The organism is Pseudomonas sp. NBRC 111124, assembly GCF_001320245.1.
Lineage (GTDB): Bacteria > Pseudomonadota > Gammaproteobacteria > Pseudomonadales > Pseudomonadaceae > Aquipseudomonas.
The window spans coordinates 44,429-61,767 of record NZ_BCBA01000020.1; the positions used below are offsets into that span (position 1 = coordinate 44,429).

The window sequence follows — 17,339 nt, forward strand, 5'->3', positions numbered from 1 at the left end:
ATGGATTCGAGGTTCGTATGCCCCCCGCCCACAGCCACAGCGCCACCCCACCTTCCCTGCTCAGCGCCTGGCGCCAGCAAGTGCTCAGCACACCATGGCTAAGCGCGGGCCTGGGCGTGAGCTTGCTGGCGGTCATCGTGCTGCTGGCGGCCAGCTTCTGGAATGCCATCAACGGCGACCATGCCGACAACCTGCACCTGGCCGCACTGGGCGGGCTTTCCGGTTTCGCCGCCACGGCCTTGGGCGCGGTGCTGGCCGTGGTGTTGCGCGATGTCAGCGCGCGCAGCCAGGATGTGATGCTCGGCTTTGCCGCCGGCATGATGCTCGCCGCCAGTTCGTTCTCACTGATCCTGCCGGGCCTGGATGCCGCGCGCGCAATCACCGGCAACGGCCCGGCGGCAGCGCTCACCGTGGTACTGGGCATGGGTTTGGGCGTGCTGCTGATGCTTGGCCTTGACCGCTTCACCCCGCACGAGCATGAAAGCACCGGCCCCTGCGGCCCGGAGGCCGAGCGCATCAACCGGGTGTGGCTGTTCGTGCTGGCGATCACCTTGCACAACCTGCCCGAGGGCATGGCGATCGGGGTGAGTTTCGCCAATGGCGACATGAACATCGGCTTGCCACTGACCAGCGCCATCGCCATTCAGGACATCCCCGAAGGCCTGGCCGTAGCCCTGGCCTTGCGGGCAACCGGGCTGTCCAACCTCAAGGCTGCACTGGTGGCGATCGGTTCGGGGCTGATGGAGCCCTTGGGCGCGGTGATCGGCCTGGGCATTTCCACCGGGTTTGCCCTGGCCTACCCGATCAGCATGGGGCTGGCGGCGGGGGCGATGATCTTCGTGGTGTCCCACGAGGTGATTCCCGAGACCCACCGCAACGGGCACCAGACTTCGGCGACATTGGGGTTGATGGGTGGGTTTGCGGTGATGATGTTTCTCGATACTGCGCTGGGCTGACGCTGTTGGTTGACTGTGCTGGCCTCTACGCGGGCGCGCCCGCTCTCACAGGTTCCTCACACAACTGAAGACTTGTAGAGGTCCTGTGGGAGCGGGCATGCCCGCGAAGAAGCAGAAGATGCATTCAGACGTGAACCGCGACCTTCAGGGCCTCCAGCGCCGGCTCAACCTTGATCCCCACCTCTGCCCCCAGCTCCAGCACCCGCGCCAGGTCCTGCTGGCCAACCATCACCATCTGCAATTCATCATCGAGCAGTTGGCTGAAGTTCAACAGTACATAACCACCGGCTTCCTTGTTCAACGCCCCCATTTGCACCTGGATGCGGTTGAGCGCAGTCAGCGGCTCGGTGCGCGCCAGTTGCTTGGGCTTGAGGGTGAACGGCACGCTCTGGTCGAACGAGTCGCTGATGTGCTGGAACAGTTCCTGGTAGCTGTCAGCTTGGAACAGCACGGTGTCAGGCAGGCTGCCGAGCACGACCCATTCACCCAACGGGATGGGAAAGCTGTCGTCGTAGTTGATATCGGGGTTGGCGGCCAGGAAGGCGGCGGGGTCGGCGTAGGCCTGGGCAGCCTCGTCGGCAATGCGCTCGATGTCCTCATCGCGCATGCAGCCGGCGCCGATGAGACTGATGAATTCGAGCAACTGGTTTTTCATGAAGGGGGCCTGCGACGGGTGAAAAGTCACCAAGGATAGCCGCAAATGCCCCCAGGCAGTTAGCCGGCCAGCACTTGCAGGCGTGCAGCAGTGTCCACCGCGCCCATGGTCTGCGCCGCCATCAGCGCCGTGGCACCGCGGGCGTCCTGGCGCGCCGGGTCGGCACCCTGGGCCAGCAAATACTCGAGAATCTCGCTGCGGTTGAACATCGCCGCCAGCATCAGCGCGGTCCGCCCGTCCTGCGCGGCAGCATCCACCGGAACGCCGCTTTCCAGCAGCAGGCGGATCATCGCCAGGTCACCCTTGAATGCCGCACCGGCGATAGGCAGCTGGCCATTATCGTTGGCGATCAGCGGGTCGGCCCCGTGGGCCAACAACACCCGTACGGCTTCATGCTGGCCGTGGTAGCTGGCCAACATCAGCAGCGTATCGCCCTTGTGGTTGCGCAAGTTCGCGGGCAGGCCGCTGGCCAGCAGACGCTCCAGCATCTCGGCGTCGCCCTGACGGGCACGCTCGAAGACCTGCTCGGCGAAGGCGGCTGTTTCGTCATCGGTCATGGCGGTAGCGGTGGGTTGAGCGGACATCGGGAACCTCCTGGCATAAATGATTGCCTAAGTTTTTGTCAGGCACGCCATTGCGGTCAAAGGTTCAGATTCTATGGGCCCGATAGGCGAAGCCTGATCCGTGCAAAATGCACTGTGCAAAATGCACGACCTTGCAGCCTGCACGACCCCGTCTCTGAAAAATCCTCGTAACACCCTGTATTTGCTGGATTTTCCCCACCTCCAAATTCTGGCACGGTCACTGCAACCATCAACTCACGTCTGCCCACACAACAGTCAGGAGTTGATATGGACCTCATCCAGGAAAAATTCGTCTCGGTGTTCTCGGCCTACCAGGTTGCCACCCAGCCTCGCCCTGACGGTGGCGTGCTGCTGACCCTGCGCGCCGCTGACGGTAAGGTCACCCGCCGCGTGCTGACCTACGGCCAGTTGCACAGTGCCGAGCAACTGTCCTGGGCGATCAGTGCCATTCGCCGTGACCTGGCCGAGCAGGCCAGTGAGTTGCCGGTGATTTCCATGCTGCAGAGCCAGCAGCGTTTTGCGCTGCCGACCTACCGCTAAGGTTTATCTGTACCGGCCCTTTCGCGGCTAAAGCCGCTCCCACAGGTACTGCATTGCCCTTAGGGATGGCGGGGTTCATGTGGGAGCGGCTTTAGCCGCGAAGAGGCCGGCACAGTCATTACAACTCGTCGATCCCAAGAAACGACCGAGCTGTAGCATCGCCGGTAAACCGAGGCTCCACGCCCTGCTCACTGCCAAACAGGCGCAACGCCAGGCAGAACGGATTGTCCCCCAGCTCCACCCAGCGCCGCGCCCCCGCCGGCACCACCAGCTGGTCACCCTTCTCGCACAACACCGCATACACGTAATCGCCCAGGCGCAGGCCGACTTGCGCGCGGCCGCTCACAACGGCAAACACTTCATCGCTATCGTGCACATGCTCGTCACGCACATCGGCCTGCGTCGGGTCCAGGCCATCGCGGTTGAGCAGCGTGAACGCCGCACTGCCCTGGGCGGTCATCAGCTGGTCGAGGTGGTCACGGCAGGCTTCCAGCACATCAGCCTGGCTGCTGCCCGGGCGCACGCGCAGTTCAAGCGAGCTGTGGCTGAAGCGCACGCCCTGCTCGGCCAGGGTCGCGGCGATATCGTCGTGGTGGGTCAGCACCTTGTTCGGCAGGGCCGGGCTGGACGGGTGAAAAACACAAAGGATACTCATCGGCTGCTGGTCCTGGTCGATTTCGAACGGGTGGCAATGATAACGGCTGCCGTCAGCGCTGCGGCACTGGCCATACCAAAGGTGAAGGTCGGCCCCAGCAGTTTCCAGCTGTAACCCGAATACAAGGCGCCCAATGCACCGCCGGTACCCGAAAGCGCCGCGTAGAGCGCCTGGCCCTGGCCTTGCTGGCGGGCGCCGAAGCTGGACTGGACGAAGGCAATGGAAGCTGCATGGAAGCAGCCGAAGGTGGCTGCATGCAGCAATTGGGCAAAAATCAGCACGGCCGGCTCATCGGCGAGGTTGCCCAGCAAAAGCCAGCGCAGCGCCGCCAGCAGGAAGCTGACCAGCAGCACCCGCTGCACGCTGAAACGGGCAAACAGGCGGCTCATGGCCATGAACATCAGTACTTCGGCGACCACCCCCAGCGCCCACAGCAAGCCGATGGCGCCGCGGCTGTAGCCCAGGTGTTCCAGGTGCAGGGTGAGGAAGGTGTAATACGGCCCGTGGCTGAGCTGCATCAACGCCACGCAGATGTAGAAGGCAATCACCCCCGGCGCCGTCAGCTGGCGCAGGAAACCGCCCGCCTCACGGCGCTCACCCTGCTCCACCGGCTGGGCGTTGGGCACCCACAGGCTGGCGGCGACGATGCCGGCCATGATGGTCACCAGGGCCACCGGGTAGATGTCCAGGCTCAGCCATTCGAACAGCCGCCCAAGGCCGACCACGGTGAGGATGAAGCCGATCGAGCCCCACAGGCGCACCTGGCTGTAGCGCGAGGTCTGCCCATGCAGGTGGGCCAGGGTAATGACTTCGAATTGCGGCAGCACCGCGTGCCAGAAAAACGCGTGCAGTGCCATGACCAACGCCAGCCAGGCGTAGCTCTTGCCGAAAAAGATCAGCGAGAAGGTGGCCAGGGTCGACAAGGCGCCCAGGCGCACGATCAGCAGGCGCTGGCCACTGCGGTCGCCCAGCCAGCCCCACAGGTTGGGGGCGATGCAGCGCATCAGCATAGGGATCGCCACCAGCTCGCCGATGCGTGCCGGGGAGAAGCCCAGGTGATCGAAGTACAGGGCCAGGAACGGCGCGGTGGAGCCCAGCAAGGCGAAATAGAACAGGTAGAAGCTGGACAGGCGCCAGTAGGGGATCGGGGGCATGGGTGGGGCCTTGGGTTTGCCTGTGCCGGCCTATTCGCGGGGCGAGCCCGCTCCTACAGGGTGAGTGGGTATCCTTGTAGGAGCGGGCTTGCCCCGCGAACAGGCCGGCCCTGCTTGAGTCAGAGCTGGCCCAGCACCGGGGTGTCGACCTTCACATCAGCATTCTGCGCACGGTGGCGCAGCAGGTGGTCCATCAGCACGATGGCCATCATCGCTTCGGCGATCGGCGTGGCACGGATGCCGACACACGGGTCATGGCGGCCCTTGGTGATGACGTCGACCGGGTTGCCATCGACGTCGATCGAACGGCCCGGGGTGGTAATGCTCGAGGTCGGCTTCAGCGCCAGGTGAGCGACGATCGGCTGGCCCGAACTGATGCCGCCGAGGATGCCGCCGGCGTTGTTGCTGAGGAAGCCTTCCGGGGTCAGTTCGTCACGGTGCTCGGTGCCACGCTGGGCAACGCTGGCGAAACCGGCGCCGATTTCCACGCCCTTGACTGCGTTGATGCTCATCAGCGCATGGGCCAGTTCCGCGTCGAGGCGGTCGAAAATAGGCTCACCCAGGCCCGGCATCACGCCTTCGGCGACCACGGTGATCTTCGCCCCGACCGAGTCCTGGTCACGACGCAGCTGGTCCATGTAGGCCTCGAGCGCCGGCACCTTGCTCGGGTCGGGGCTGAAGAAGGCGTTCTCCTCCACCGAATCCCAGCTTTTGAACGGGATTTCGATCGGGCCCAGCTGGCTCATGTAGCCACGCACCTGGATGCCCTGGGTGGCCAGGTACTTCTTGGCGATGGCGCCAGCAGCCACGCGCATGGCGGTTTCCCGGGCCGAGCTGCGGCCACCGCCGCGGTAGTCACGGATGCCGTATTTGTGGTGGTAGGTGTAGTCGGCGTGGGCCGGGCGGAACAGGTCCTTGATCGCCGAGTAATCCTTGGACTTCTGGTCGGTGTTGCGGATCAGCAGGCCGATCGAGCAGCCGGTGGTGCGGCCTTCGAACACGCCGGAGAGGATCTCCACTTCATCGGCTTCCTGGCGCTGGGTGGTGTGCCGGCTGGTGCCGGGCTTGCGCCGGTCGAGGTCGTGCTGCAGGTCGGCGAGGGAGATTTCCAGGCCAGGTGGGCAACCATCGACAATGGCGACCAACGCCGGCCCATGGCTTTCGCCAGCGGTGGTGACAGTGAACAGCTTGCCGTAGGTATTGCCGGACATGGACGCTCCGCGAAATCTGCCTGAGATGAACGAAAGCCGGCAGTATACAGATGGAATGGCTGTCTGTGCGCTGCGCAGGCCATGCCGGCGAACCTTCCCGCAAACATTGGGTCAAACCGTCATCTTCCCACTGTAGTACCGCATGATGTCGCGCCTCGTCGCCTTCCTCCTCCTGCTGTGCACCGGCCTGGCCCAGGCCGCCGCCCCCACCGTGCTGCAACGCCCCATCGATCTGGACACCGGCCAGGGTGTGCTGCACGGCAGCCTGCTGTTGCCGCAACAGGCCACACCGCCGCCGGTGGTGTTGATCATCGCTGGCTCCGGGCCCACTGACCGCGACGGCAACAACCCCGCCTCGGGGCGCGTCGACAACCTCAAGCGCCTGGCGCTGGTGCTGGCCAACGAGCACATCGCCAGCGTGCGCTACGACAAGCGCGGGGTCGCCGCCAGCCAGCCGGCGACGCCCGATGAGCGTGACCTCAGCGTGCAACGCTATGTAGACGACGTGGTGGCCTGGAGCCGCAAGCTCAAGGCCGACCCACGCTTCGGTCCGCTGATCCTGGTCGGCCACAGCGAAGGGGCGCTGATTGCCAGCCTGGCCGCCGAGCGTGCCGGTGCCAGCGCAGTGATTACCTTGGCCGGCATGGGCCGCCCCCTGGCAGACGTGCTGCGCGAGCAGTTGGCCCAGCGCATGTCGCCGGCGCAGCTGGCCGGTGGCAGCGCCCTGCTCGACCGCCTGCAGGCCGGGCAGACCAGCCTGGACGTGCCGGCACCGCTGCGCCAGGTGTTCCGGCCCAGCGTGCAGCCGTACCTGATCACCCTGCTGCAGCAGGACCCTGCGCAGGCCTTCGCCCGCTTGCCGATGCCGGCGCTGATCGTGCAGGGCCGCAACGACGTGCAGGTCGACGTGGCCGACGCCGAACGCCTCAAGGCGGCCAAGCCGGACGCCCAGCTGGTGCTGATCGACGGCATGAACCACATGTTGCGCATCAGCCCCAAGGACATGCACCAGCAGCGTGAAAGCTACCTGAACCCGGAACTGCCCCTGGCACGGGAGCTCGGCGAGCGGGTGGTCAGCTTCATTCACCAGTTGCCTTCGGCCTGACCCTCAAACATCAGCAAAACCTGCCGATAACGCGGTATTGGTGCTGAACGTGGCCGCTTTGCGGCGTCGGTCAGCGCCCGCCCGTATCTGAGGAAATGCCTTGATGACCGATGCCCCCGCCGCCGTAGAGCCGGCCGAAGAGCCGCACGCCCCGGAACCCGCCGCCCTGCCCTGGTCCGACCTGGCCGTCGAACACTTCCAGCTACTGCGCCTGGCACCCATGCCCACCGACCGCAACAGCGGAGCACGGCCATTGCGCTTCGTCGAGTTCGCCTACGCCGAGCGCCATGACAAGGCCCACAGCCTGCTGCGCATGGAAATCCGCCTGCCTGGGCAAAAAGTGCGCAAGGAGCAGAACCAGCTGGATGTGCGGGTGGATCACACCGAGCGCCTGGTGACCCTGGGCAGTGACAGCGGCCTGCAACTGGAGCCGCTGAACCGCGGCGTCGGCCGCTTCATGCTGGGCCAGGCTGTGCAGTGGCTGCAGCGCCGCTGGTCGAACTACCGGGTCGAAGGCATGGCGCTGCCGAACAAGGATGCGCTGAACGAAGACACCCGCCTGCGCCGCGACCGCTTCATCACCGCCACTGGCCTGGAGGTGGAATACGCCGACCCGCAGCACCTCAAGGGCCGCACCCTCGACACCACGGTGAGCCAGCTCAAGGGCGGCTGGAATACCGAGAAGGTGCAGCAGGTGAGCATGCTCGATGCGGCGGGCATGCTGCAGCAGGCCGAACAGCAGTTGCTGGAAAAAGAGGGGCAGCTGCGCGAGCGCGATGAGCGGGTGGCCAAATACCGGCGCGAGGACGGCGGGTTGCGCTTTACCATCACCTGCCTGGTGGCATTTGCCGTGTTCCAGGCGGGGTTGCTGATCTGGATCGCTACCCGCTGAACATCCGGGGGCCGCTTTGCGGCCCTTTCGCGACACAAGGCCGCTCCTACAGGGATCGCGGTCTCCTGTAGGAGCGGCCTTGTGTCGCGAATGGGCTGCAAAGCAGCCCCGGCAGGCAGGCGTCAGACGCGGGCCTTGAACAGCTCCTGGTGCTGACGGCACTGCTCGGCGGTGAGCATGAACACGCCATGCCCGCCACGCTCGAAGTCCAGCCAGGCGAAGTCCACTTCCGGGTACAACGCCTCGACATGCACCTGGCTGTTGCCGACCTCGACGATCAGCAAGCCCTTCTCGGTCAGGTGATCGCCCGCCTCGGCCAGCATCCGCCGCACCAGGTCCAGGCCGTCATTGCCGCAGGCCAGGCCCATTTCCGGCTCGTGGTGATACTCGGCCGGCATGTCGCCGAAGTCCTCGGCATCGACGTACGGCGGGTTGGACAGGATCAGGTCGAAACGCTGCCCCGGCAGGCCGGCAAAGCCGTCACCCTGCACGGTGAACACACGCTCGTCGAGACCGTGGCGCTCGATGTTCTGGTTGGCCACTTCCAGCGCGTCGAACGACAGGTCGGCCAGCACCACCTCGGCCTCCGGAAATACTTCGGCGGCCACGATGCCGATGCAACCAGAGCCGGTGCACAGGTCAAGGATACGGGCCGGCTCCTGCGCCAACCACGGCTCGAAGCGCTTTTCGATCAGCTCACCGATCGGCGAACGGGGCACCAGCACACGCTCGTCGACGATGAACGACATGCCGCAGAACCACGCTTCGCCCAGCAGGTAGGCGGTCGGCACGCGGTCTTCGATGCGGCGCTTGAGCAGGTGCTGCAGGCGTACCCGCTCGTCGTCCTCGAGCTGGCAATCCAGGTAGCTGTCGGCAATTTCCCATGGCAGGTGCACGGCGCCCAGCACCAGCAGGCGAGCTTCGTCCCAGGCGTTGTCGGCACCGTGGCCGAAGAACAGCTCGTGCTCATGGAAGCGGCTGACCGCCCAGCGGATATGGTCGCGCAACGTGCGCAGACGAGATGTGATCACGGGGTACTCCTAATTCAGACCGTACAAAAGTCTAACAGCCCAACCCGCACATTTGTTCCTCGCAATGCCCCAGCGGCAAGCCACAGGCCAGTAACCACGCCGCTTTCGATGTCAACCATTCCCATTGGCGCCAAGGCAGGGGAGAATAGGTATACAAAAGCCCTACCGAAGGAGCCCTTGATGTCTGTTCCAACCACGATGTTCCGCCTCACTGGCCGCGACTATCCGCCGGCCAAGCTGAGCCAAGCCAGCCTGATCATCATCGATGCGCAGAAGGAATACCTGAGCGGTCCTCTGCAACTGTCGGGCATGGACGAGGCCGTGGCTAACATCGCCCGGTTGCTCGACGCCGCCCGCAAGGCTGGCCGTCCGATCATCCACGTTCGTCACCTCGGCACCGTCGGCGGGCGCTTCGACCCGCAGGGCCCGGCGGGCCAGTTCATCCCGGGCCTGGAGCCGCACGAAGGTGAAATCGTCATCGAAAAGCGCATGCCCAACGCCTTCAAGAACACCAAGCTGCACGACACCCTGCAGGCGCTGGGGCACCTGGACCTGATCGTGTGCGGCTTCATGAGCCACTCCAGTGTCAGCACCACCGTGCGCCGCGCCAAGGACTATGGTTACCGTTGCACGCTGGTGGAAGACGCCTCGGCAACGCGCGACCTGGCGCTCAAGGATCAAGTGATCCCCGCCGCGCAGATCCACGCGTGCGAGATGGCCGTGATGGCCGATAACTTCGCCTGTGTCGCCCCAACTGCCAGCCTGATCTGAGGCGGACGGTGCGATGACCGCCCGGCAGCCGGGCGGAACCCGGGACCCGGGCCCAGGTCGAATTCCGGATGTCCACAGAGGAAACTGGAATGAAGCTCAAAGGCAGTTTCGACGCCAAGCGTCTGCGCCCGCGGGAACCGCGTAACTGGGGTGCGCGCATTGCCGCCGGCCTGTCGGCCCTGATCGCCACGCTCGGCGTGTTGCTGGCCATGGCCGGCATCGCCGGGCTGCTCGGCAACTACACCGCCCTGGCCGAACTCAATGCCAACCGCCCGCTGGCCGCCATCCTGGCGGTAGCCGGGTTGTTACTGCTGTATTTTGGCGTGCGCTTCTGGCGGCGCAGCCGCATCCGCCTGCGCCGCGGGCGGGAGCTGAACCTGTCGCCGCACTTGATGAAAAAGCATGATTAGTGGTTTGTGCTGCTGGCCTCTTCGCGGGTGAACCCGCTCCCACAAGGCCGGTACTGACGACACTGGGTTGATCGCGTAAACTACGCCGCCCACGTGGAGGCACCATGCAAGACGACGATTTTTCCCTGTTCAGCGCCGAAGTGCGCGGCGTCAAGCCGATCAAGCATGACCGCGCCGACGTGGGCAAGCCGAAAACCGACCGCAAGCAGCTGGCCGGCCTGCGCCAGGCGGCGACCATCCGCAGCGGCCAGGCCTTGGTGATCGACGGCCTGTCTGACCAGTTCGTCATCGACGTGGGTGCCGAAGACGAGCTGATGTGGCGCCGTGACGGCGTGCAGGAAAGCCAGATCCGCAAGCTCAAGCTCGGCCAGATCGCCTTCGAGGGCAGCCTCGACCTGCATGGCATGAGCGTGGAGAAGGCCCGTGAAACCCTGTGGGCCTTCATCGCCGAAGCCACCCAGCTGGAAGTGCGCTGCGTACGGGTGACCCACGGCAAGGCCGCACGCCTGGATGGCAAGCGCCCTATGATCAAGAGCCACGTCAACACCTGGCTGCGCCAGCACCCGCAAGTGCTCGGTTTCACCTCGTGCCAGGCCCGCCATGGCGGTACCGGTGCGGTGTATGTGATGCTCAAGCGAACCATGATGGAAGGCCGCGACGAGTAACGCCGTGCTTGCAGCGCCGCGCGCGCCGCCGTACCCTTCCTTTTTGCGATTTTTACCCACAGGTAGATACATGTCCCTGGAACAGAACTACACCGAGATCCTCAGCCAACTTGGCGAGGACGTCTCCCGTGAGGGCCTGCTCGACACGCCCAAGCGGGCTGCAAAGGCCATGAAGTACCTTTGCCGCGGTTACGAGCAGACGCTGGAAGAAGTCACCAACGGCGCGCTGTTCACCTCCGACAACAGTGAGATGGTGCTGGTCCGGGACATCGAGCTGTATTCGATGTGCGAACACCACATGCTGCCTTTCATCGGCAAGGCCCACGTGGCCTACCTGCCCAAGGGCAAGGTCCTGGGCCTGTCGAAGGTCGCGCGCATCGTCGACATGTTCGCCCGTCGCCTGCAGATCCAGGAAAACCTCAGCCGCCAGATCGCCGAGGCGGTGCAGCAGGTGACTGGCGCCGCTGGTGTGGCGGTGGTCGTCGAAGCCAAGCACATGTGCATGATGATGCGCGGCGTGGAAAAGCAGAATTCGACCATGCTCACCTCGGTGATGCTGGGTGAGTTCCGTGAAAACGCCGCGACTCGCAGCGAGTTCCTCAGCCTGATCAAGTGATCGGCGCATGTCCAGAGCCGGCCCTCAGGGGTCGGCTTTTTCATTTCAGGAGTAGCCCATGATCGTCAAAGCCCTGCGGGTCGGCCTCGGCCAGCTCATCGTGTTCGGCGACTGGATCAGCCGCCCGGCCAAGCAGAAGCGTGATGCAGCAGCCCAGGCGCGTGTCGAGCAGGAGGCCAAGGGCCTCGCGCTGTACCAGTTCCATGCTTGCCCGTTCTGCGTAAAGACCCGCCGTACCCTGCACCGCCTGAACGTGCCGGTGGCCTTGCGTGATGCCAAGAACGACGACGTGCATCGCCAGGCGTTGCTTGAAGGCGGTGGCCGGGTCAAAGTGCCGTGCCTGCGCATCGAAGAAGCCGGCAAGGTGACCTGGATGTATGAATCCAAGGCCATCATTGCCTATCTGGACAAGCGCTTCGCGTAAGCGCTGCGCCCCCACAGGGGCCAGCCCTGCCCTACTCGACCATCGGCACATGCCGCGGATGGCTGGCCACCCGCTCCAGCCAGGCGCGCACTGCCGGGTAGTCCGTCAGGTCGAACCCACCCTGGTGCGCCACATGGGTATAGGCATATAGCGCCACATCGGCGATCGAGTACTGGTCCCCGACCAGATACGGCGTCATCTGCAACTGGCGCTCCATCACCTTCAACGCCTTGTAACCGCCCTTGTGCAGCTTGCGGTATTCCTCCACGCGCTCGTCCGGCAGCCCCAGGTAGAACTGGATGAACCGCGCCACGGCAATGTATGGCTCATGGCTGTATTGCTCGAAGAACTGCCATTGCAACACCTGGGTGCGCAGGCGCGGCTCGTTGGGCAGGAATTCGCTGCCATCGGCCAGATAGTTGAGGATGGCGTTCGATTCCCACAGGCAAGTACCGTCCTCGAGCTTGAGCACCGGTACCTTGCCGTTGGGGTTCATGGCCAGGAACTCGGGCGTTTCGGTCTCGCCCTTGAGGATATCCACCGCCTGCCATTCATACGGGCGGTCGAGCAGGCTGAGCATCAGCTTGACCTTGTAGCAGTTGCCTGACTGGTAATCACCATACACCTTGAACATCGCCCGTCCCCTCCCATGCAGTTACGCTGAATTGCCCAATAGTTGGCGACTGTACGGCTAAAAGCAATGCCTGCTGTATGGCAAAGATCAATCCGGCCCGCGTTAGTCTGAAAAAACTGCTTACACATGGACAAGGACCCACCCAATGACCGATGCCACCTCCGCACGCCTGCGGCCCCTGGCAGACAGCTCGCCGTCGGCGGTAGTCGCCGGCTTCATCGCCATGCTCACCGGCTATACCAGTTCGCTGGTGCTGATGTTCCAGGCAGGCCAAGCGGCCGGGCTGACCAGCGCACAGATTTCTTCGTGGATTTGGGCGTTGTCGATCGGCATGGCGGTGTGCAGCATCGGCCTGTCGTTGCGCTACCGCACGCCGATCACCGTGGCCTGGTCGACCCCGGGCGCGGCGCTGCTGATCACCAGCCTGGGCGGGGTCAGCTACGGCGAAGCCATCGGTGCCTACATCACCTGTGCTGTGCTGGTGGTGATCTGCGGCCTGACCGGCAGCTTCGAGCGCTTGGTCAAACGCATCCCGGCATCGCTGGCGTCGGCCTTGCTGGCCGGCATCCTGTTCAAGATCGGCAGCGAAATCTTCGTTGCTGCCCAGCATCGCACCCTGCTGGTACTGGGCATGTTTTTCAGCTACCTGCTGGTCAAGCGCCTGTCGCCACGCTACTGCGTACTGGCCGCCTTGCTGGTGGGCACGGCACTGTCCGGCGCCCTCGGTTTGCTGGATTTCAGCGGCTTCAAGCTTGAGGTGGCCACCCCGGTCTGGACCACGCCAAGCTTCTCGCTGGCCGCCACCATCAGCATCGGCATTCCGCTGTTCGTGGTAGCCATGACCTCGCAGAACATGCCTGGCGTGGCCGTGCTGCGCGCCGACGGCTATCAGGTGCCCGCCTCGCCGCTGATTTCGGCGACCGGGTTCGCCTCGCTGCTGCTGGCACCGTTCGGCTCGCACGGGGTCAACCTGGCAGCGATCAGTGCGGCGATCTGCACTGGGCCACATGCCCATGAAGACTCGAGCAAGCGCTATACCGCGGCGGTGTGGTGCGGGATTTTCTATGGGATTGCCGGCACGTTCGGCGCCACCTTGGCGGCCTTGTTCGCGGCGCTGCCGAAAGAGCTGGTGCTGTCGATCGCGGCGCTGGCCTTGTTCGGTTCGATCATGAACGGGTTGACCGTGGCCATGAGTGAGGCACGGGAGCGCGAGGCGGCGCTGATTACCTTCATGGTCACGGCCTCGGGGTTGACCCTGTTCTCGATTGGTTCGGCGTTCTGGGGAATTGTGGCGGGGGTTTTGACCTTGCTGATCCTCAATCCGCGCAAGGCCTGAAGTCTCTCATTGCCTGTACCGTCCCTTTCGCGGGCACGCCCGCTCCCACAGGAATTTCACTGCTCTCGGGCCTTGTGATATCCCTGTGGGAGCGGGCGTGCCCGCGAAGAGGCCAGTACAGGCAATCACAACCTGAAGTGGCCGACCATGCCCTTGAGGTCATTGCCCAACTGAGCCAGTTCGATACTGGACCGGGCATTGTCCTGCATCGCCAGCGCCGCCTGATCGGCACTGCCGCGGATATGCGTGACGCTGCGGCTGATCTCTTCGGCCACCGAACTCTGCTGCTCGGCCGCCGCCGCAATCTGCTGGTTCATCTGCTGGATCAACGACACCGCCACCGCGATACTGCCCAGCGCGCTTTCGGTCTGCAGCGCATCGGCAACGGCCAGGCGCACCAGCTCGGTACTGCCGCGGATCTGCGTCACCGACTGCTGAGCATTGCCGCGCAGGCTGGCCACCAGGCGCTCGATTTCCTCGGTCGACTGCCGAGTACGCCGGGCCAGTGCCCGTACCTCGTCGGCCACCACCGCAAAACCACGCCCCTGCTCCCCCGCCCGGGCCGCCTCGATAGCGGCGTTGAGCGCCAGCAGGTTGGTCTGCTCGGCGACGCTCTTGATCACCTCCAGCACATCGCCAATGGTGTGGATCTCGGCACTCAGGCTGTCGATGCCGGCGCTGGCGGTGTCCGCTGCCGTCGCCAACTGCTCGATGCGCTGCATGCTTTCGCGCACCACGCGCTGGCCGGCGTCGACCTTGTCATCGGCTGCCTGGGCCGCCTGTGCGGCTTCTTCGGCATTGCGCGCCACGTCGTGCACAGTAGCGGTCATCTGCTGCATGGCGGTGGCGACCTGCTCGGTTTCTTCCTTCTGGCTGCCCACTTCACGGTTGGTCTGCTCGGTCACCGCTGACAGCGCCTGGGCACTGCCCGCCAACTGCTCGATACCTTGCTGCAGGCCACTGACCACGCCGGACAACCCGGCAGCCATCTGCTGCATGGCCTGCATCAATTGGCCAACCTCATCGCTGCGCGGCGCTTCGTGCTCCAGGCTCAACTCGCCAGCGGCAATGCGCTGGGCACGGCCGATCACGCGCTTGAGCGGGCCGACCACGGCGCGGGTAATCAGCCAGGCAGCGAGGATACCCACCAGCAACGCCAGCCCGGTGGCCAGGGCGATGGCCACGCTGTTGCGCGCCAGCTCCGCCTGCATGGCTTGCTGATCGACGGCATAGGCTTGGTCGACACGGCCCGTGGCCTGCTCGGCACGCGCCTGCAACTGCGCCTTGATGCCTTGCTCCCTGCCGAGCAGGTCGGTGTACTCGTTGAGCTTCTCGGAGAAGCTGGTGATGTGGCCGGCCACTTCGCCGAGCACGCTCTGGTAGCCTGCGTCACTGACGGCGGCCTTGAGTTGCTCGACCAACTGCGCCGCCTCGACCGTCTGGGCGATACGGCCTTGCTCTCCCTCCTCGCCCTTGCGGCTCTTGTCCAGGCGCACCCGTGCTTCGTCCATGGCTTGCAGCATCAGCCGCGACACCTGGGCAACCTGCCCGGCTTGCTCCAGGAACTCGCCACCCTGCTGGCCTTGGGATTGCTTGAGGGTATAGCTGGCGTCGTCGGCCAGGCCGGCCTGCAGCACATCGAGGTTGTTGGCTACGCTGGACACCGACCAGCTGGCCATGTCCAGTGCCAGCTCCTTGGCCTGCACCGCCTCGACGAAGGCTTCGAACGCCTGGCCGTAGGCCGCCAGGTCAGCCTCGGCCGCCGCCAGCGCCGGCAGGCTGCGGGCGCGCTCGGCAAGGTTCTGCATGCCGCTACGCAAGGCCTCGGCCTCCTTCACGTCGGAGCGCAGGGCAAAGGCTTGCTCGTGCTGGCGCAGCCGCAGCAGGTCGGTATTGAACTGGCCCAGCTGGCGCAGGCCGTCGAAGCGCTGGCCGACGCCGTGCAGCGCCGCGATGCCAATGGCGGCTACCGCTACGGTCAGTAACAGCACCAAGGCAAAGCCCAGGCCCAGTTTGCGGGCCATGCCCAGGTTGGCCAGAACACCATGCCTGCTCGCCGCCATCGCCGATCCCCCTTCACCGTGCAAGGTTTTGCCGAGGGCCAAGCGTGGCAACGTTGTCGGCCCGCTAACAAGGGGTTGGCCGCAAAATGGTGTCAAATGGCTATGAAGCTGTCGCGATCAGCTAGCTGAAGGTCGCCCTGCGTGCTGAAGAAAGGTTTGCGCGCGGGTGTCCTGCCCGTAGGCGACATTGATGCGCAGCCAGTCGCTGCCAGCGCCCTGATAGTCGAAGGCGCTGCCGGGGGTGAGCAACACCGCATGCTCCAACGCCAGGCGTTCGAGGCTGGCGAAGTCACGCCCCGGCACCCGCGCCCAGACGAACATGCCGCCGTAGGGCTCGCAGAACACTTGCCAACCGTACTGTTCCAGTTGCCCGAGCATCTTGGCCATGTGCTGCCCCAGCCGCAGCCGCAAGCGCTGCACGCTCTTGCGGTAGCTGCCGTTGGCCAGCATCTGCCCGACCACCTGCTCGGCGAAGCGCGAAGTGCCGATGCCGCTGACCATCTTCAACTCGGCCAGGCGCGCCAGCAGGAGTGCATCGGCCACCAGGTAACCGACGCGCAGCGAGCTGCTCAGGGTCTTGGAGAAACTGGCCAGGTAAATCACCCGCTGCTCGCCGTCGAGCGTGGCCAGGCGGGTGGCCGGTCCTTCCTGGAAGTCGGCGTAGATATCGTCCTCGACGATGCGCAAGTCGTATTCGCGGGCCAGTTCCAGCAGGCGATAGGCAACCTTGGGCGTGAGGCTGGTGCCCGTGGGGTTCTGGTACAGGCTGTTGGTGAACAGGCAGCGTGGGCGGTGCTCGGCCAGGAGGCGTTCGAGCACTGCCAGGTCCGGGCCGGTTACCGTGCGCGGCACCGGCAGCATGCGAACCTGTTGCTGGCGCAGCAGGTTGTACAGGTTGTAGTAACCCGGGTTCTCCACCAGCACGGTATCGCCGGGGCGCAACAGGGTCCGCACCAGCAGGTCGAGGCCATGGCTGGCCCCTTGGGTGGTGAGAATGCGCTCGGGGCCGGCAGCGATGTCCAACCCTGCCAGGCGCTTGTGCAGCTGCTGGCGCAGGCTTGCCAGGCCCAGCGGCGGGCAGTAGTCGAACAGGTCCTGGGGGTTGCCGCGGCTGACCTGGCGGATCGCCTGGGCCAGCTCTACGTCTGCGCGCCAACTGTTCGGCAACCAACCGCAGCCCAGCTTGAGCAGTCCGTCATGGCCTTCACGGAACTGGCGCCAGCTGCCATCGCCCGCCTCGCCCCACACTGGCTGAAGATCGGCCGTGAGGCTGGCTTTGCGCTCGGCGACGAAGAAGCCGGTGCCGTGCCGCGCCTCTAGCCAGCCGCTGGCGACCAGGCGGTCGTACGCCTCGATCACGCAGGACGCACTGACCGACTGGTCCCGGGCCAGGCTGCGAATCGACGGCAAGCGGGCACCGGGGCGCAGGCGCTGCTGTTCGACCCAGGCTTGCAGGTGGTCGGTGAGTTGCTGCACCAACGGAGTGGGGCTTTGGCGGTCGAGGGTGAAATGCATGTCGGTAGGTGTTTGCTTGTTTTGAGCGAACAGTTAAGCATAAATGGGGCTTGGGTGTGCCTTGTCGGGTGTTTGGTCTGAGGGCAATGTCTCCTGCACTGGCCCTTTCGCGGGCACGCCCC

General features: G+C 64.9%; 19 protein-coding genes and 1 pseudogene. 10 read left to right on the forward strand and 10 right to left on the reverse strand.

Annotated features, from left to right (window positions below; genetic code table 11):
* The first annotated feature begins 17 nt into the window (after window positions 1–17).
* Window positions 18–956, forward strand: coding sequence for a ZIP family metal transporter (locus tag APH28_RS09825; protein ID WP_060508858.1), 939 nt, complete (start codon window positions 18–20; stop codon window positions 954–956).
* 124 nt (window positions 957–1,080) lie between these two features.
* Here the strand turns inward: APH28_RS09825 and APH28_RS09830 are convergent, their stop codons facing one another.
* Window positions 1,081–1,611: a hypothetical protein gene (locus APH28_RS09830; RefSeq protein ID WP_060508859.1), complete on the reverse strand. Its 531-nt coding sequence runs from the start codon at window positions 1,609–1,611 to the stop codon at window positions 1,081–1,083.
* Between the two features lie 59 nt (window positions 1,612–1,670).
* Window positions 1,671–2,195: an ankyrin repeat domain-containing protein gene (locus APH28_RS09835; RefSeq protein WP_060508861.1), complete on the reverse strand. Its 525-nt coding sequence runs from the start codon at window positions 2,193–2,195 to the stop codon at window positions 1,671–1,673.
* Window positions 2,196–2,462: 267 nt separating this feature from the next.
* On the opposite strand from APH28_RS09835, the gene APH28_RS09840 reads away from it, so the two are divergent.
* On the forward strand, window positions 2,463–2,735 hold the full coding sequence (locus APH28_RS09840) for a DUF3509 domain-containing protein (protein ID WP_027596016.1): 273 nt from the start codon (window positions 2,463–2,465) through the stop codon (window positions 2,733–2,735).
* Window positions 2,736–2,853: 118 nt separating this feature from the next.
* Here the strand turns inward: APH28_RS09840 and APH28_RS09845 are convergent, their stop codons facing one another.
* From APH28_RS09845 to aroC, 3 genes are all read right to left on the reverse strand, one after another.
* Window positions 2,854–3,390, reverse strand: a complete 537-nt coding sequence (locus APH28_RS09845) for an oxidase (RefSeq protein ID WP_060508863.1) — start codon at window positions 3,388–3,390, stop codon at window positions 2,854–2,856.
* Window positions 3,387–4,544 carry an MFS transporter gene (locus APH28_RS09850; RefSeq protein WP_060508865.1) on the reverse strand — a complete coding sequence of 386 codons (1,158 nt, stop codon included), beginning with the start codon at window positions 4,542–4,544 and terminating at the stop codon, window positions 3,387–3,389. Before APH28_RS09850 ends, APH28_RS09845 begins: the two co-directional genes overlap by 4 nt.
* Before the next feature lie 119 nt (window positions 4,545–4,663).
* Window positions 4,664–5,755 carry a chorismate synthase gene (gene aroC / locus APH28_RS09855; protein WP_060508867.1) on the reverse strand — a complete coding sequence of 364 codons (1,092 nt, stop codon included), beginning with the start codon at window positions 5,753–5,755 and terminating at the stop codon, window positions 4,664–4,666.
* A 142-nt stretch (window positions 5,756–5,897) separates the two neighbouring features.
* Here aroC and APH28_RS09860 point away from each other — a divergent pair, with 142 nt between their 5' ends.
* Both APH28_RS09860 and APH28_RS09865 read left to right on the forward strand, forming a co-directional pair.
* Entirely contained in the window at window positions 5,898–6,860 is a 963-nt protein-coding gene (locus tag APH28_RS09860; protein WP_060508869.1) for an alpha/beta hydrolase, read from the forward strand.
* Window positions 6,861–6,963: 103 nt separating this feature from the next.
* Window positions 6,964–7,752 carry a hypothetical protein gene (locus APH28_RS09865; RefSeq protein WP_060508871.1) on the forward strand — a complete coding sequence of 263 codons (789 nt, stop codon included), beginning with the start codon at window positions 6,964–6,966 and terminating at the stop codon, window positions 7,750–7,752.
* Window positions 7,753–7,874: 122 nt separating this feature from the next.
* Here the strand turns inward: APH28_RS09865 and prmB are convergent, their stop codons facing one another.
* Entirely contained in the window at window positions 7,875–8,783 is a 909-nt protein-coding gene (gene prmB / locus APH28_RS09870; protein WP_060508873.1) for a 50S ribosomal protein L3 N(5)-glutamine methyltransferase, read from the reverse strand.
* A gap of 180 nt (window positions 8,784–8,963) precedes the next feature.
* On the opposite strand from prmB, the gene APH28_RS09875 reads away from it, so the two are divergent.
* The 5 genes from APH28_RS09875 to APH28_RS09895 all read left to right on the forward strand — a co-directional run bounded on the left by APH28_RS09875 (window position 8,964) and on the right by APH28_RS09895 (window position 11,669).
* On the forward strand, window positions 8,964–9,554 hold the full coding sequence (locus tag APH28_RS09875) for a cysteine hydrolase family protein (protein WP_060508875.1): 591 nt from the start codon (window positions 8,964–8,966) through the stop codon (window positions 9,552–9,554).
* Window positions 9,555–9,643: 89 nt separating this feature from the next.
* Entirely contained in the window at window positions 9,644–9,964 is a 321-nt protein-coding gene (locus APH28_RS09880) for a hypothetical protein (RefSeq protein WP_060508877.1), read from the forward strand.
* Between the two features lie 104 nt (window positions 9,965–10,068).
* Window positions 10,069–10,629 (forward strand): Smr/MutS family protein, encoded by a 561-nt coding sequence (locus APH28_RS09885; RefSeq protein WP_060508879.1) that lies wholly within the window; start codon window positions 10,069–10,071, stop codon window positions 10,627–10,629.
* A gap of 70 nt (window positions 10,630–10,699) precedes the next feature.
* The gene (folE, locus tag APH28_RS09890) at window positions 10,700–11,245 is read left to right on the forward strand and encodes a GTP cyclohydrolase I FolE (protein ID WP_060508881.1); all 546 of its coding nucleotides are present in this window, start codon (window positions 10,700–10,702) and stop codon (window positions 11,243–11,245) included.
* A gap of 58 nt (window positions 11,246–11,303) precedes the next feature.
* Window positions 11,304–11,669 carry a glutaredoxin gene (locus tag APH28_RS09895; RefSeq protein WP_060508883.1) on the forward strand — a complete coding sequence of 122 codons (366 nt, stop codon included), beginning with the start codon at window positions 11,304–11,306 and terminating at the stop codon, window positions 11,667–11,669.
* Between the two features lie 31 nt (window positions 11,670–11,700).
* Here the strand turns inward: APH28_RS09895 and APH28_RS09900 are convergent, their stop codons facing one another.
* Window positions 11,701–12,303: a glutathione S-transferase family protein gene (locus APH28_RS09900; RefSeq protein WP_060508884.1), complete on the reverse strand. Its 603-nt coding sequence runs from the start codon at window positions 12,301–12,303 to the stop codon at window positions 11,701–11,703.
* 145 nt (window positions 12,304–12,448) lie between these two features.
* Between APH28_RS09900 and APH28_RS09905 the strand changes: the two genes are divergently transcribed.
* Window positions 12,449–13,639, forward strand: coding sequence for a benzoate/H(+) symporter BenE family transporter (locus tag APH28_RS09905; RefSeq protein WP_060508886.1), 1,191 nt, complete (start codon window positions 12,449–12,451; stop codon window positions 13,637–13,639).
* A 125-nt stretch (window positions 13,640–13,764) separates the two neighbouring features.
* Here the strand turns inward: APH28_RS09905 and APH28_RS29455 are convergent, their stop codons facing one another.
* The 3 genes and pseudogenes from APH28_RS29455 to APH28_RS09915 form a co-directional block, all read right to left on the reverse strand.
* Window positions 13,765–14,646, reverse strand: coding sequence for a methyl-accepting chemotaxis protein (locus APH28_RS29455; protein ID WP_371263074.1), 882 nt, complete (start codon window positions 14,644–14,646; stop codon window positions 13,765–13,767).
* Window positions 14,647–14,673: 27 nt separating this feature from the next.
* Window positions 14,674–15,702: pseudogene (locus APH28_RS29460) on the reverse strand (methyl-accepting chemotaxis protein); the annotation flags it as partial.
* Between the two features lie 117 nt (window positions 15,703–15,819).
* Window positions 15,820–17,217: a PLP-dependent aminotransferase family protein gene (locus APH28_RS09915; RefSeq protein ID WP_060508889.1), complete on the reverse strand. Its 1,398-nt coding sequence runs from the start codon at window positions 17,215–17,217 to the stop codon at window positions 15,820–15,822.
* Window positions 17,218–17,339 lie beyond the last annotated feature (122 nt).